This is a genomic window from Haemophilus sp. SZY H36, assembly GCF_018829625.1.
Taxonomy (GTDB): Bacteria; Pseudomonadota; Gammaproteobacteria; order Enterobacterales; family Pasteurellaceae; genus Haemophilus; species Haemophilus haemolyticus_K.
In genome coordinates, this window is record NZ_JAHKKA010000001.1 from 54,240 (window position 1) to 70,182 (window position 15,943).

Below are 15,943 nucleotides of genomic sequence, written 5' to 3' on the forward strand. Positions count from 1 at the left end.
AAGCGCGGTTATTTTATGTTCTTATTCTACCGTTATACGAGCAAATTTTCGTTTACCTACTTGGTAAACATTTGTGCCTTTCGGTGCATTACCTTTTACGTTATCGACTTTTTCGCCATTGATTTTTACACCGCCTTGTTGAGCAGAGCGAATCGCTTCTGAAGTGGAAGGCACAAGTCCCGCTTCTTTTAATAAGGTGGCTAAACCCATTTCGCCAGAGAACGTAAATTCAGGCATTTCATCAGGCATTGCGCCTTTTTGGAAACGATTAATGAATTCCTGTTCTGCGGCGTTTGCTGCCTCTTCATTGTGGAAACGGGCTATTAATTCTTTTGCTAATAAGATTTTTACATCACGAGGATTTTTGCCGTTTTCTACTTCCGATTTTAATTGTGCAATTTCACTTAATGGACGGAATGAAAGAAGGTTATACCAATCCCACATGAGTTCATCTGAAATAGACATCACTTTACCGAACATATCGTTTGGTGCTTCTGTTACACCGATATAGTTGCCAAGTGATTTGGACATTTTTTTCTCGCCATCTAAGCCAACGAGCAATGGAAGTGTAATCGCAACCTGTGGTTTTTTGCCTGCTGATTTTTGTAATTCGCGACCAACAAGTAAGTTGAATTTTTGGTCTGTACCGCCTAGTTCCACGTCTGCATCTAATGCAACAGAATCATAGCCTTGTAGTAATGGATAAATAAATTCATGGATGGCAATAGGTTGATTGTTGCCAAAGCGTTTTTTGAAGTCATCACGTTCAAGCATACGCGCAACGGTGTAATTACTTGCAAGACGAATCATACCCTCTGTACCAAGTTTGCTTAACCATTCAGAGTTGAAGACGATTTTGGTTTTTTGTGGATCGAGAATTTTATAAATTTGCTCTTTATAGGTTTCCGCATTGCGCAATACATCTTCTCGGCTGAGTGGAGGACGTGTGGCATTTTTACCTGATGGATCGCCTACCATTCCAGTGAAATCACCAATTAAGAAATAGACTTCATGACCGAGTTGTTGAAATTGACGTAATTTGTTTAATACAACGGTATGCCCTAAATGAATATCTGGTGCGGTTGGATCGGCGCCTAATTTTACTTTTAATGGGCGATTTTCTTTCAGTTTTTCGATTAAATCCGCTTCTGAAAGGATTTCATCAGTACCGCGCTTTAGTTCCGCGAGAACGGTATTAATGTCAGTCATTATTATTTCCTAATTATGTTTTTTGAAAGGTTTTATTATAGGGATTCTTAGCGATTTGTGAATAAAAAAAACGCCTATTTGTGGGGAAATAGGCGGGAATGTTGGAGTGATTATCTGTTGAACGCTTCAAATTAAGAAAACGCTCTGTTATTGTTGGAATGACTAGATGATAATTGTTATCAATAATCTTGTCAACAAGAAAATGAAAATAATTCTCAAAAATATTATTTTATATAAGGCACCGATTCTGTTAAGGAAAGTGCGGTAGGAATTCCATTAGAAATTTCAAATTTACCCGCATAAGCATAGGCTTCAACGCCTTGTTCCATTGCTTCTTTTAATAAGCGATCGTATTCGGGATCGATATATTCTGCGATTTTGAAACGATCAAAACCATTATGTAACCCAGCAAATAGCACTACTGAACGATAACCTTGTTTTTTCATTGCTAGTAATTCACGGACATGTTTTTGCCCACGTGTAGTAACCGCATCGGGGAACATACCTAAATTTCCTTTTACTAAAGTAATTGATTTCACTTCCACATAACAATCAGGCAAACCCTCGCCTTTTAGTAAGAAATCAATTCGGCTATTTTCTTCGCCGTATTTCACTTCTGGATAAATTTCGTTATACATTGCTAGTTCTTTGATTTGCTTATTTTGCAGTGCTTCAAAGACAAGCTGATTAGAACGATGCGTATTGATACAACAAAGTTGCCCATTTTCAAGTTGAGTGAGCTCCCAAGAATGGGGATATTTGCGGGTTTGGCTATCGGAATGTGAATACCAAATTGTATCGCCTTTTTCACCGCACCCCGTCATCGCACCTGTATTGGCGCAATGAATTGTCATAATATCACCAGTCGGAAGTTCAATATCCGCAAGAAAGCGTTTATAACGACGAATTAACTTTGCCGATTGTAAAGCTGGAAGTTGCATAAAGTTCCTTATTTGAGTTTTTCTAAACGTTGTAAAATGGCGTTATCACTCATGGCTTGCATTTTTTTCATTCTCAAAGCAAGCAAGATTGCGGCGAAAGTGAGTGAGACCACAAAGGCAATCCAGAAACCTTTCGCATCAATGTGTGGCACAAGCCAATCTGTACGACCGAGCGTATAACCAAGTGGCACCCCAATTACCCAATAAGAGAAAAGGGTAATATATAAAATGACTTTGGTATCTTTATAGCCTCGTAAAATGCCGCCAACCACCATTTGAACGGTGTCTGAAAATTGATAAAGTGCGGCAAATAATAATAAATTTGCCGCCATTGCGATGACAATTTCATCGGTTACGAAAATAGAGGCAATTTCATAACGGAAGAAAATCGTAATTAATGCGGTAATGATTGTGACAGTCAGCCCTAATAATAATGCGGCATAGCTCATTTTTTTCGCATTTTGTGGAGAACCTGCCCCTAATGCTTGTCCGACTAAAATCGTTGTTGCCATACCAATTGATAGGGGGAACATGAAAATGAAGGAGCTGGTATTCAATGTAATTTGATGGCTCGCTACAATGGTTGAGCCTAGCGGAGAAAGCATTAACGAAGTGAGGGCAAATAACGCCACTTCACAACAAAGTGCAATGGCGATGGGTAAGCCTAAACGTAGTAGTTTTTTAAGGGTTTTGGGATTCGGCATTTCAATTAATTGGCTAAATACTTTTAGTGAGCGTTCTTGAGCATTCGTGTAGGAATAGAACATCATCATTAAGCACATTGCCCAGTTCACAATAGCTGTCGCAATACCACAGCCCACCGCACCAAAAGCAGGCATGCCAAATTTTCCATAAATAAAAATATAATTAAGCGGAATATTTAGCAGTAAACCTAAGAAGGTAATGACCATTGCTGGCTTGGTTTTGGCAATCCCATCATTTAAACAACGAAAATTAATCAGCATCAAATAAGCAGGCAATCCCCACAACATCGCATGTAAATAATCGCGTGCTAAATCTGACATTTTGCTTTCCATTTGCATATATTGGAGCGGAATTTCGCAGAAATAAATCAGCAAACCCAAAGGAATACTCACACCTAACACAAGCCAAATACCTTGGCGAACTTGGTGGGCAATGCGATGGCGTTGACCAGAACCGTTTAAATAAGAAATAGTCGGAGGCAGCGCCAATAATAAGCCTTGACCAAAAAGCACTAATGGCATCCAAATAGACGCGCCAACAGAAATTGCAGCCATATCAGTAGAACTCACTCGACCAGCCATAATGGTATCCGCTAATCCCATTGAGTTTTGTGCGATTTGCGCTAACAAAATGGGTAAAGAGATTTTAATTAATTTTTTAATATCAGCGTGATATTGGGACAAAAGACGAAAATTCATAAATTTGATATACTAAGAAAAATTTTTAGAAAAGGAGAAAATATGTTTACCGGAATTGTACAAGGCACGGCGCTTATTCATTCAATTACAGAAAAGGCTAATTTTAGAACACAAGTGGTAAAATTACCACCTGAAATGCGTAAAGACCTAGAAATTGGCGCATCGGTGGCAAATAACGGTGTATGTTTAACCGTGACTGAAATTAACGGCGATCTCGTTAGTTTTGATCTCATGCAAGAAACCTTAAGAATTACGAATCTAGGCTTGTTGAAAGTAGGTGACAATGTGAATATAGAACGAGCCATGCAAATGGGAACAGAAATTGGCGGGCATTTATTATCTGGTCATGTGTATTGCACCGCAAGCATTTCAGACATTATTGCCAGTGAAAATAACCGACAAATTTGGTTTGAGCTGCCAAGCGCAGATGTAATGAAATATATTTTAACGAAAGGATTTGTTGCGGTAGATGGTATTAGCCTTACTATTGGTGAAGTAAAAGACACGCAATTCTGTGTAAATTTAATTCCTGAAACTTTGCAACGAACCTTAATGGGGCAACGTAAAGTGGGCGATATTGTGAATATCGAAATCGATCCTCAAACGCAAGCCATTGTGGATACCGTGGAAAATTATCTGAAAACGAGAAATTTATAGTCCATTGAAATAAAAAGAGCGGTTAAAAAAACACAGAATTTTTTAACCGCTCTTTTGTTTGATGACTTCGCTTATTTTTTCGCTTTTTTCCATTTCCAGAACAGGAACAGGGCAAGTAAAGCAATAAGCACATAAATCACCATTTGACCTTTTTGGATTTGAGCATGTAACCAGTCTAAATTTTTTGCGCCAAATTCGCCTAAATACACCCAAATTGGCACAGAAATAATGGCAGCACAGAAATCAATTAAGACAAAACGTGTGTAACTTACACGGCGAGTAATACCAGAGATCATATAAATTGGTGCACGTAAACCTGGTAAAAAACGTGCGACAAATAATACTCGATTGCCGTATTGACTGAATTTTTCACGCACCATTCTTAAACGTTGTAATGTCACGATTTTACGCATTGGGCGGAAACGCAAAATCTTCGTACCATAAATACGACCAAGCCAATACATGGTCGAATCGCCCGCCAGTACACCAATCATACTGACGAGCAACATTAAATGTGAATTAACACTTTCAGGATAAAGCCCCGCAATCACACCACCAGAAACTAACGTAATGTCCTCAGGAATCGGCACACCAAATCCGCAAATAATTAAAACAAGAAGAACAGCCCAATAGCCGTACTCAGTAAAAAATCCAATCAGAAATTCCATAATCTTCCTACTTTATTTTTTAATGAATATCGTAAAAAACCGCTAAACATTCTAATCTTTTCAGGGTAAAAAACCTAGAAAAAGTTTGCTTTGAAAAGAGGGTTATTCTATAATTCACCGTCTCAAAGCATAGCTCAATGCTTGTCTTTGAGAACAATATTTGGAAAATTGCTGGGTCGCCTGCAATTTTCTTTCTTTTAACATTAATTTAAAGAGAACATTAAAATGGCATTTAAATTTAACGCTGAAGTTCGTACAGCGCAAGGTAAGGGTGCGAGCCGCCGCCTGCGTCACAATGGTCAAATCCCTGCAATCGTTTATGGTGGCAGCGAAGAGCCAGTTTCAATCATCTTAAACCATGATGAGTTAAACAACGCGCAAGCACACGAATCTTTCTATTCTGAAGTGATCACTTTAGTGATCGGTGGTAAAGAGGTTGCAGTTAAAGTACAAGCAATGCAACGTCACCCATTCAAACCAAAATTGGTTCATATTGACTTCAAACGCGCGTAATTTGTATTAATACGGTTTTACGTAAGTTAAAAAAAGCTCGTCAAATTTGACGAGCTTTTTTGTTTTTATAAATAACTATTTTTCACAATATATTAGGATATAGCATGCAAACGTTTACATATGTAAATGAATGTAAATATATGTAAATTGGGGGCTGAATTGCTTGACTTATATTTTTTCGCTGTTACCATGCGCGGCGTATTTTTCAGGTAATAGGGCGGTTTATGATAAATAAGTCGCTCTTAATTTTTATAACCTTTTAACTTAACTTTTTAATATTTAATAGGAAAGATATTCATGAATCAAATTTTCCGTGTAATCTGGAATCGCGCAACACAATCTTGGATTGCTGTTTCTGAATTAACTAAAGCACATAAGAAAGCAAGTTCAAGTAATACTATTAAGACTCTCTTGGGGGGAACTGCACTTTTATTAAGCCTTAATGGGGCTGAGGCTGCGCTTGCTATAAGTGATGTTACCTCTGATGGGAAGGTTGTTTCTAATGGGGCAACTGCTAGTGGAAATACTGCTATTGCGATAGGTGTTTCAACCGTTTCTGGTTCAGGCTTTGGTGTCGCTATTGGGAAAAATGCAAGGGCTGAAAAAGGTGGCCAAAGTATTGCAATTGGTGGGGGAAATAATTCAGGAGAGGGAGCTGTGGCTAAAGGAAGCCAATCTATTGCAATTGGTGGTAATACGATAGCTGAAGGTGATTCTTCGATTGCAATTGGTGGTGATGATGTTGATGATGCAGTTAAAGCTACTGTTACATATACTAATCCTCAGAATGGAGCTTCTAAGACCGATACAATTAAGCAGGCATTTCAGGATTTAACTGGTGTAGATATTTTGAATCCAAGATGGACTCCGACTAAAGCCTATAATGCTGCAACAGCAATTGGTATGAAAGCAGAAGCAAAAGAGCTTGCTGTAAGTATGGGTACGTTAGCCCGAGCTCAGAAAGTGAATTCTGTGGCTTTAGGTTCCGGGGCTCTTGCTACACTTGATAATGCTATTGCTTTAGGTGCGGGCTCTAAAACAGATAAACAAGGTACTAAGCAAACTCAAACAACAGTTCAAGGGATAACTTATAATTGGGCTGGTGGCGATAAGACTTCTATCGGGGATGTTGTATCTGTAGGTTCTGCTGGCTTTGAGCGTCAAATAAAAAACGTTGCGGCAGGTGAGGTGAGCAATGTATCTACTGATGCAATTAATGGTTCACAACTTTATGGTGTTTTGAGTAATTTAACGACGGGCGCGTTCTTAAATTATGCGGGTGATAATGCAGTCCAACCAAATGTGGATGATACTAAGGTCATCAAACAAAGCATAGCTAACAATCGTTTAGATATTCGTGGTGGTGCAGATAAAGATGCTTTAACCGAAAAGAATATTGGTGTGAACAATGAAAATGGCAAATTGTGGGTTAAATTAGCTAAAGATTTAAAGGGTTTAAATAGCACTAATGTTGGCGGTATTGTAACCAATGCAGACGGCATTGATATGAGCAATAAACCAATCACAAATTTAGCAGCGGGAACAAATTCAACTGATGCGGTTAATAAATCACAGTTAGATAAAGTCGCAAATAATAATATTAAACTCGGTGGTGATTCCGGGAACACTGATGCTCAGCAGTTAGATAAAGCTGGTGGTTTACAGTTTAATGTGAAAGGCACAAATGGCTTGACTACAACAGCCAGCGGTACGGATGTAACAGTTAAATTAGATGATGCCACGAAAGCAGCTGTAGATTCAATTGCGAATAAAATTGAAAATAACAAAATCAAACTATCCGCGACAAATGATTCAACTTCAACCTCTGAACAAGATTTAAATAAATCGGGAGGCATTGAGTTTAAGGTCAAAGGTGACAACGGATTAACAGCATCTGCGTCAGGTGATACTGTTACATTAAAATTGGATGATGCAACAAAAGCTAAAGTAGATTCAGTTGATAGTAAAATCGGCGACAATAACATCTCTTTAGGAAGTGATTCAGGAAGTACAGATACCCAGGCATTAACCAATGCAGGAGGGATGAAGTTTAATATCAAAGGTGAAAACGGCTTAACGACAACCGCGAGTGGTAAAGATGTAACCGTTAAATTGGATAATACCACCAAAGATAAAATTGATAATGCAGCGGATAAGAATTTAAGCAATATCACTCCTGCTGGTAAAAACAAAATAAAAGGTCTAGTCAGCTGGAACGCAAAAGCTATGAATTCTCATGCGGATTTAACTGAGAATGATGAATCTACAGATGTTGATGAGTTTGCTAAAATTGGTGTGGATGGTGAATTAACGTTGGATGCAGGTAAAAACTTACATTTGAAACGGAAAAATTCAATATTTACCTATGGCTTGGCTTCAGATTTAACGGGTATCAACAGCATCACTGGTTTAGCTAATACATTGCCAGTAACGAAAAATGATGCGGCAGCACCAACAAAAAATCAAACAGCTCCAACCGGTGTGGATGGAACTAAAGCTGCGTCTGTAAATGATATTTTAAATGCCGGTTGGAATTTAAAAGAAAATAATACAGACAAAGATTTTGTTAAAGCTTATGACACAGTGAAATTTGTTGATGGTACTGGTACCACTGCGAATATAACAGTCACTGAAAACGGTGCTGTAAGTGCGGTTAAATTTGATGTGAAAAAAACGACCCTTACTGCAGATGCTGATAAAGGTACGGTATCAGCTGGTAATGCAGGGGATAGTTTTGCGACAGCAAATGATGTTGCAAATGCGATTAATAGTGCATTCTGGAAAGTAACTGGCGCTGAAGATGGCGGTAAATTCGCTGACGGCAATACAACAACAGAAGAACAAGTAAAAGCAGGCGATAAAGTCACATTTAAAGCAGGCGAAAACATCAAGTTAAAACAAGCTGGTAAGGATTTTACTTATTCCTTAAACCCTGTGTTAAGTAACATTACAAGTATTGGTGGTAATGGTACGACAATGACCTTTAAAGATGCTGGTGTAGATTTAGGTGGTAAAAAAATTACAGGTTTAGCGCCAGGTGAAGCACCAACTGATGCAGTTAATAAGTCACAGTTGGATAAAGTCGCAACGAATAATATTAAACTTGGCGGTGATTCAGGAACTACTGATGCTCAGCAGCTAGATAAAACTGGTGGTTTACAGTTTAATGTGAAAGGTACAAATGGCTTGACTACAGAAGCTAGCGGTACGGATGTAACAGTTAAATTGGATAATGCCACTAAAGATAAAATTGATAATGCAGCGGATAAGAATTTAAGCAATATTACCGATGCTGGTAAAAAACAAATCAAAGATCAGGTAACTTGGAAGGCGAAAGCGACTAATTCAAAAGCTGATTTAGATCAAGACACGAAAGATTCTGATGATACTGCTGAAACTATTGGTGCAGACGGCATATTAACGCTAGATGCAGGTAAAAACTTACGTTTACAACGTAAAGGTAAGGAATTCACTTATGGATTAGAGTCTAATTTAACGGGTATCAACAGCATTACAGGTTTAACTAACACCTTGCCAGTAACGAAAAATGATGCAGCTGCACCAACAACCAATCAACCAGCCCCAACAAATGTAGATGGAACAAAAGCTGCGTCTGTAAACGATATTTTAAATGCCGGTTGGAATTTAAAAGAGAATGATACAGACAAAGATTTTGTTAAAGCTTATGACACAGTGAAATTTGTTGATGGTACTGGTACCACTGCGAATGTAACAGTTACTGAAAACGGTGCTGTAAGTGCGGTTAAATTTGATGTGAAAAAAACGACCCTTACTGCAGATGCTGATAAAGGTACGGTATCAGCCGGTAATGCAGGGGATAGTTTTGCGACAGCGAATGATGTTGCAAATGCTATTAATAAGGCATTCTGGAATGCAACTTCTGCAACAACTACAAATGGGGAGGTATCTGGTACTAAGGTACAACCAGTGAAAGCTGGCGATACTGTGACATTTGAAGCAGATAAAAATATCAAGCTTACTCAAGCTGATGGTAAGTTTACATTTGCAACTAAAGACGATGTTGAATTTAATACAGTAAAAGTTGGCGACAAAGAGGATGGTAAATCTCCAGTTGAGTTCAAAACAGAAAAGGCTAAACCGGCGAGTAATAATGGAGACAATAATCCAACAACTGCGTTAAATGTAAGTTCTGCTGATGGAAAACCTACACAAATTACAGGTGTGGCTTCATCATTAAATAAAGCACCAGTAACAACTGCGCCAAATGGTAAGGATGGGGCTAAACCTGAATCAAATCTAGTTGATTTGGCAAATGCTACTACACCAAATGCAGTTGCAACTGTAGGTGATTTACAAAACATGGGCTGGATTGTCGGTGCACCTGAAAATGGTTACGTGGATACAGTAAAGAACGCGAATAAAGTAGACTTCAAAGCTGGTTCTGGAGTTTCTGTAACTGGTGAAACTAAAGACGGTGTTCGTGAAATTACTATCGCAGTTAAAGATGGCGAAGTTGTAAAAGACGGTGATCTTACTGCAATCGTCAATGGTGAAAGTACCCCAGTAACTAAAGTGGGAGACAAATACTATAAAACCTCTGATATCGATCCTAAAACAGGTAAACCTGTCGATAATAAGGTATCAGCAGTAACACCAGATAAAGGCACGACACCAGTTGCTAATGCAGGTAATGGCTATGTAACAGGTAATAAAGTTGCAACAGCGATTCAAAAATCTGGTTTTGTTGTTGGTAAGCAAACAGAAACATTATCGGATGCAGACTTTAAAAATGAAGATGAAAAAGTGAATCCTAATGATGAACTGCGTTTTGCAGACGGTAAAAATACAAAAGTTAAGTTGGCAACGAAAGATGCTGTTGATAAGGAAGGTAATAAGGTTACGACCACAACAGTGAAATTTGATGTTGATACAGGCACAGTTACAAGTAATAAAGACGGTTCTGTTTCAGGCCCAGTTACGCCTGACATGAAGAAAGCCTTAGATGATGCTAAAAAAGCATTAGCGGATGCAACGACACCTGAAGCGAAGAAGGCCGCTCAAGATAAGGTTGATGCAGCGCAGGCTAATATTGATAATGTTGGCAACCCAATTGCAACAGTTCAAAATATTGCGGATGCAATCAATAATTCAGGTTTTACTTTAACAACTTCAGAAAATGGTGGTAAGAAGCTTTCTGGTAAAGATGAAATTATCAATCCAGGTAAGAAAGTTGATCTTGCAGCTGGCAAAAATATGACTGTGAAACAAGACGCTGAAGGTAAAGTCACTTATGCAACCGCGGATGAAGTAAACTTTAGTAGCGTTCAATTCGGTGATAATGGTCCGAAGATTAATGCTGCAGGTGATAACATCAATATCGGTGATAAAGACGGTAATCCAACAAAAATCACAGGTGTTAAAGCAGGTGATATTTCTCCAACAAGTACAGATGCGGTAAATGGTGCTCAAATTTATGCATTAAGTCGTGGTAATGTACCAAATGTGGAAAACATCACAGTAACAAACCCTGATGGTTCAAAAACGACTTATAAAGATATTGTTGTTGATGAGAATGGTACACCAATCTTAAAAACCTATAATGTACAAGGTCAGAAAGAAATTATTACTAACTCAGTCGTTGAGGCTGTTCATAATATGAATGAACAAGGTATCAAGTTCTTCCACTCTAATGATGGTGTAAATCGCCCTAAAGTGGAAACTGCAAATAGCTTTGACTCAAGTGCAAGTGGTAAATTTGCGACAGCAATTGGTAAAAGCTCTGTTGCCCATGGTGATAACGCTGTTGCAATGGGGAATAGCTCTAAAGCATTGGGTAATGACTCTATTGCAATCGGTACAGGCAATATTGTTGAGGCTAATAACTCAGGTGCCTTTGGTGACCCTAACGTAATTAAAGCTGATGCAACGGGAAGCTATGCATTTGGTAACAATAACGTGATTACGACAAAAAATACATTTGTATTAGGTAATGATGTTAATAATGCAGGCAACTCCACTTCGAGAGAAGGCACCGTTGAAAACTCTGTATATTTAGGTAATAAATCAACAGCAACCGCTGGAGATGGAAGCCGTACAGCAAGTTTATATAACATTAAACAAGATGGCACGAAAGGCACAAGTACTACTGCGGGTTCTGTAGGTACGGTAACCACCGCAACGGTAGGTAATATGACTTACGGTGGTTTCCAAGGAGCGAAAGCAAATGGTGTTGTTTCAGTTGGTGCTGCTGGAGATGAACGTCGTATCCAAAACGTAGCAGCAGGTGAAATTTCATCAACTTCTACCGATGCAATCAACGGTAGCCAGTTATATAGCGTGGCTAAAGGTGTAGGTAATCGTATTAATAACTTACAAGGTCAGGTTAATAGATTAGGTAAACGTATGAATGCAGGTGTAGCTGGTGCGATGGCTGCTGCTAACTTAATGCAACCTCACAAACCAGGACAATCAGCTGCGATGGCTGCAGTAGGGCAGCACCGTGGAGAAGCTGCATTAGCAGTGGGATATTCCCGTATTTCTGATAATGGGAAATATGGTATAAAATTATCTATGGGTGCAGATACACAAGGCCAAATAAGCACAGGTGCTGGTGTATCTTATTTCTGGTAATTCGATTTTACCCTATGTTTGATTTAAAGCCTCCGCATATACGGAGGCTTATTTTTTATTGATTTGGCATTATAATAGGTGTATGAGACAGGCAGTTTAATTGCAATAGCTAGTTTATTGAAAGCAAACATTTACAAATGTAAATGCATGTGAATTGGAGCTAAATTGCTTGACTTATATTTTTTGCTGTTAGTATGCGCGCGTATTTTTCATGTATAGAGCGGTTTATGATAAATAAGCCGCTCTTAATTTTTTATAACCTTTTAATCTTTATAGGGAAGACATCTATGAACAAAATTTTCCGTGTGATCTGGAATCACGCAACGCAATCTTGGGTCGCTGTTTCTGAGCTTGCTTCAGTAAAAGGCAAAACTAAATCAAAAACAATTTCAAAATTAGCCGCACTTTCGTTAGTAACGTGTTCTTCTATTGTGGCTGAACATGCGATGGCTGCTACTTATATTAATCAAACTAAAGTTAGCACTACAATTGCCGATGCAACTAAACAAATTGCAATTTTGCAGGGATCTTCTCAGGCAGCAAAAAGTTCGAATGGTACCATTCTTATCAGTAATAATCCTCTTATTCGAGCTGGTTCAGTGAAAATTGGTTTCGATATTGCTGATAATCAAGATGGTAATACTGGGGATACGTTAATTGGTAACCGTATCTCTGCAGGTGGGCAAGGTGGGAAAGATTCAATGTCTACTGCTGTTGGTTATGCTGCTCAAGTTGCAGGGCCGGCTGTATCCTTAGGTATTGGTGCACGAGCGGATATTAATGATAATAAGGGTTGGAAGGCTGTATCTAATAGTGGTGTTGCTATAGGTCCTTTTTCTTCAATCGGTGGGAATAGAGATGGTGGTGTTGCAATAGGTGCTATTGCTCAGGCTGATAATCATGGGTCAATTGCTATCGGACAGTTATCTGGTGCATATCGAGAGTTTTTTGATCGTGACGCTACATCGCAAAAGAAAGGAACTGTTTATCGAAATGCTGAGGCAGATGCTCAGTCGACAATTTCTATAGGTAAAGAGGCGGGGGCTCGGGCAACAAGTAGCATTGCTTTAGGTCATGGTGCTACTACTTCTCGTACAGGTTCGAATACGATTGCATTTGGTACAAATAGCGTTGCGATTAAGGATAATTCAATAGCATTAGGTAATAGCGCTGTTGCTGGTGGATATTCTAAAGACAATATATCAGATATCAATACTCAGTTAGGAAAGCTTAAAACTGATCTTGCTACAGCTGAAAAAAACTTAGGTACAGAGGAGGAGAATCTAAAAACAACAGATACTCCAGAGCAGAAATTTAGAGTAGCGAGTGCAACAGCAACTGTTGCGCGCTTGAAATTAGCAATAAAACGTTTAGAAAAAGATCTAACATATCTTGAGTCAGGAGAAAACGCTACTAATGCGATTGCAATCGGTAACCAAGCAAAAGCAACAAACCAGAATTCAACTGCATTAGGTAACAGTTCACGAGCAAATATTGCAACTGGTGTTGCTTTAGGTTCAAGTTCTGAAACAACGGCTGCAAAAGGTATTACTGGTTTTAGTCCTACAACTCAAGGTACTTCAGATATCCGTGCTAATACATATAAACCATTGGATGGTCGAGTGCTAACTTCAACCTTAGGTGGGGTATCTGTCGGTAGTGCAACAAACACTCGTCAAATTAACCATGTGGCAGCTGGTACTGCGGATGATGATGCGGTAAATGTGGCGCAACTTCGTTCTGTAAACTTAAAAATTGCAGGGGATACTACCAACAAAACAGAATCGGCAAAAAAAGGTCGCATTCGTGATAAGTCTACCTCAAAAGCTGATGTATTACTTGATAGTCAAACTTTGAATGTGGTAAGTAGTAATAAGGATTTATTAACTACAGATGCGACAAATAATACAATTACTATTACGCCAAAAACTACTAAGGTTAATGTTAATAATGACATAACAAAAGATGATTCTGGTAAAGTTTCTACTCCAACTACGAATGGGTTAGTAACCGCTACAGACTTAGCGGGTACATTAAATAATATGTATTGGAAAATAGCCGCAGATAAAAATGAGAAAGGTGATGTAAGAACTCCCTCAACAGAAGCCGTAAAAGCGGGGGATAAGGTGCGTCTAATCGCAGGTGATGGTGTAAAAATTGTACAAAAAGGTCGTGATTTTACGTTTTCTGTGAAGAATGTGATTAAACTTGCTAAGGCTGATGGTTCAAATAGCTTCTTTAGAGCAGGGCCAAATATGGATGTAGAGCTTAAAGGAGAAGGCAAAGATCAACACGTTGAATATAAATTATCTCCAGATATTACTATTAATAGTGTAACAACTAATGGGGGGGCTAAATTGGAAGGGACAACTCTGTCTGGTCTAAGTGATCATTTAGTACCGACTACGCCAAATGAGAAAGCAGGTACAAAACCCGCTGCGGCAGCTGGAGATCAACTAAAACAAGCCGCAACAGTTAATGATGTGTTAAATGCTGGTTGGAACCTACAAAATAATGGTGAAGCGAAGGATTTTGTAAAACCTTATGACACGGTAAACTTTGTAGATGGAAAGGGCACTAAGGCAGTTGTTGAATCAGATCATGAAACCAGTAATGTAACGTTTAATGTTGATACTGTTGACATGACTTCAACCCAAAATGGTACAGTTGAGAACCCGATGGGTAATAATGCTAAAAAGTTATTAGACGATTTAGCCGCTGCTAAAAAAGCAGTTGCAGACAATCCTGATGATGAAGAAGCAAGAGCAAAACTTAAAGATGCAGAAGATGCTGTAAATAAAGCAGGTGGAAACAAAATTGCAACGGCACAAAACGTTGCTAATATGATTAACAATTCAGGCTTTACATTAAAAGCGGATAAAGTTGACGGTGGTGAAAATACTACTGATGGTAATAACGCTAATGGAGATAAATTGACTGAAAAGGGTGAGTTAATCAAACCGGGTTCAACAGTAACGATGAAAGCTGGTAAAAATATGGCTGTTAAGCATGATACAAACGGCAATATTACCTATGCAACAGCTTCTAATGTAACCTTTAACAGCGTTCAGTTTGGTGATAATGGTCCTAAGATTACTAACAATGGTGAAAATATCAATGTTGGTACAGCGACAGGCGCACCAACTAAGATTACAGGCGTAGCACCAGGTGAAATTTCAGCAACTTCAAAAGATGCAGTAAATGGTAGCCAGTTATATAGTGTGGCAAAAGGTGTAGGTAATCGTATTAATAACTTACAAGGCCAAATTAATAAATTAGGCAACCGTATGAATGCGGGCATGGCGACTTCTGCTGCGATGGCAAACTTGTTACAACCGCATAAACCGGGTCAATCTGTCGCAACTGCGGGTATTGGTCAACATAAAAATCAATCTGCGGTAGCAGTGGGTTACTCTCGTATTTCTGATAACGGTAAATACGGTGTTCGCTTCTCAATGGGTGCTAATACTCAAGGTGAGGTGACCGGTGGTGCAGCAGTCGGATACTTCTGGTAATTTCACCGCACTCTTATAAATAAAACCGCTCCTTTGGGGCGGTTTTTTGTTTATTGCGCCAATGCGTTTTTATTTAATGCCAACTTATCGTTCCATTGATATTGATTCCACACTTGATTTGCAATTAGCAGAAAGTTTAATTTCAAAAGAATTCTAAAAAAATTGGCCGCACGTTGCGGCCTTTGTTTTTGATAAGCCTATTTGCTTTTTTCCAATAAAAAAACTCCCCTAAAACTCACCGCACTTTTGTTTACTTCTTGTGCAAAAAAAGGCAAACGTTTGCTATTGTTTTTCATTACACCTGATAAATGTAAATTATCGTAAAGATTGTATTTTTACATTGAACTTTATGACTAAATCTGTATAATTTTTCCACTTTATTTATGCCCAAGTTCTTTTATTAATTGAATAAGAGATTGAGGGTA

The 15,943-nt window shown here is 38.6% G+C and carries 8 protein-coding genes and 1 pseudogene; 5 read left to right on the forward strand and 4 right to left on the reverse strand.

The features are described 5' to 3' along the window. Positions 1-21: 21 nt before the first annotated feature. The 3 genes from tyrS to hmrM all read right to left on the reverse strand — a co-directional run bounded on the left by tyrS (position 22) and on the right by hmrM (position 3,553). Positions 22-1,209, reverse strand: a complete 1,188-nt coding sequence (gene tyrS, locus KP713_RS00240) for a tyrosine--tRNA ligase (RefSeq protein WP_215769509.1) — start codon at positions 1,207-1,209, stop codon at positions 22-24. A 224-nt stretch (positions 1,210-1,433) separates the two neighbouring features. After that, complete coding sequence (sfsA, locus tag KP713_RS00245) at positions 1,434-2,150, reverse strand: DNA/RNA nuclease SfsA (RefSeq protein WP_215769510.1); 717 nt, start codon at positions 2,148-2,150, stop codon at positions 1,434-1,436. Between the two features lie 8 nt (positions 2,151-2,158). Then, positions 2,159-3,553: a sodium-coupled multidrug efflux MATE transporter HmrM gene (hmrM, locus tag KP713_RS00250; RefSeq protein WP_215769511.1), complete on the reverse strand. Its 1,395-nt coding sequence runs from the start codon at positions 3,551-3,553 to the stop codon at positions 2,159-2,161. Between the two features lie 42 nt (positions 3,554-3,595). Here hmrM and ribE point away from each other — a divergent pair, with 42 nt between their 5' ends. Then, on the forward strand, positions 3,596-4,210 hold the full coding sequence (gene ribE, locus KP713_RS00255) for a riboflavin synthase (protein WP_215769512.1): 615 nt from the start codon (positions 3,596-3,598) through the stop codon (positions 4,208-4,210). A 71-nt stretch (positions 4,211-4,281) separates the two neighbouring features. Here ribE and KP713_RS00260 read toward each other — a convergent pair whose 3' ends face one another. Further along, a complete protein-coding gene (locus tag KP713_RS00260; protein WP_215769513.1) occupies positions 4,282-4,878 on the reverse strand; it encodes a DedA family protein in 597 nt (198 codons plus the stop codon). Positions 4,879-5,103: 225 nt separating this feature from the next. Here KP713_RS00260 and rplY point away from each other — a divergent pair, with 225 nt between their 5' ends. The 4 genes and pseudogenes from rplY to KP713_RS00280 form a co-directional block, all read left to right on the forward strand. Beyond that, on the forward strand, positions 5,104-5,391 hold the full coding sequence (gene rplY / locus KP713_RS00265) for a 50S ribosomal protein L25 (protein WP_005633680.1): 288 nt from the start codon (positions 5,104-5,106) through the stop codon (positions 5,389-5,391). Between the two features lie 297 nt (positions 5,392-5,688). Continuing rightward, on the forward strand, positions 5,689-12,003 hold the full coding sequence (locus tag KP713_RS00270; RefSeq protein ID WP_215769514.1) for an ESPR-type extended signal peptide-containing protein: 6,315 nt from the start codon (positions 5,689-5,691) through the stop codon (positions 12,001-12,003). Between the two features lie 287 nt (positions 12,004-12,290). Beyond that, positions 12,291-15,518, forward strand: a complete 3,228-nt coding sequence (locus KP713_RS00275; protein ID WP_215769515.1) for an ESPR-type extended signal peptide-containing protein — start codon at positions 12,291-12,293, stop codon at positions 15,516-15,518. A gap of 49 nt (positions 15,519-15,567) precedes the next feature. Next, positions 15,568-15,675, forward strand: a pseudogene (locus KP713_RS00280) (acylneuraminate cytidylyltransferase); the annotation flags it as partial. Between the last annotated feature and the right edge of the window lie 268 nt (positions 15,676-15,943).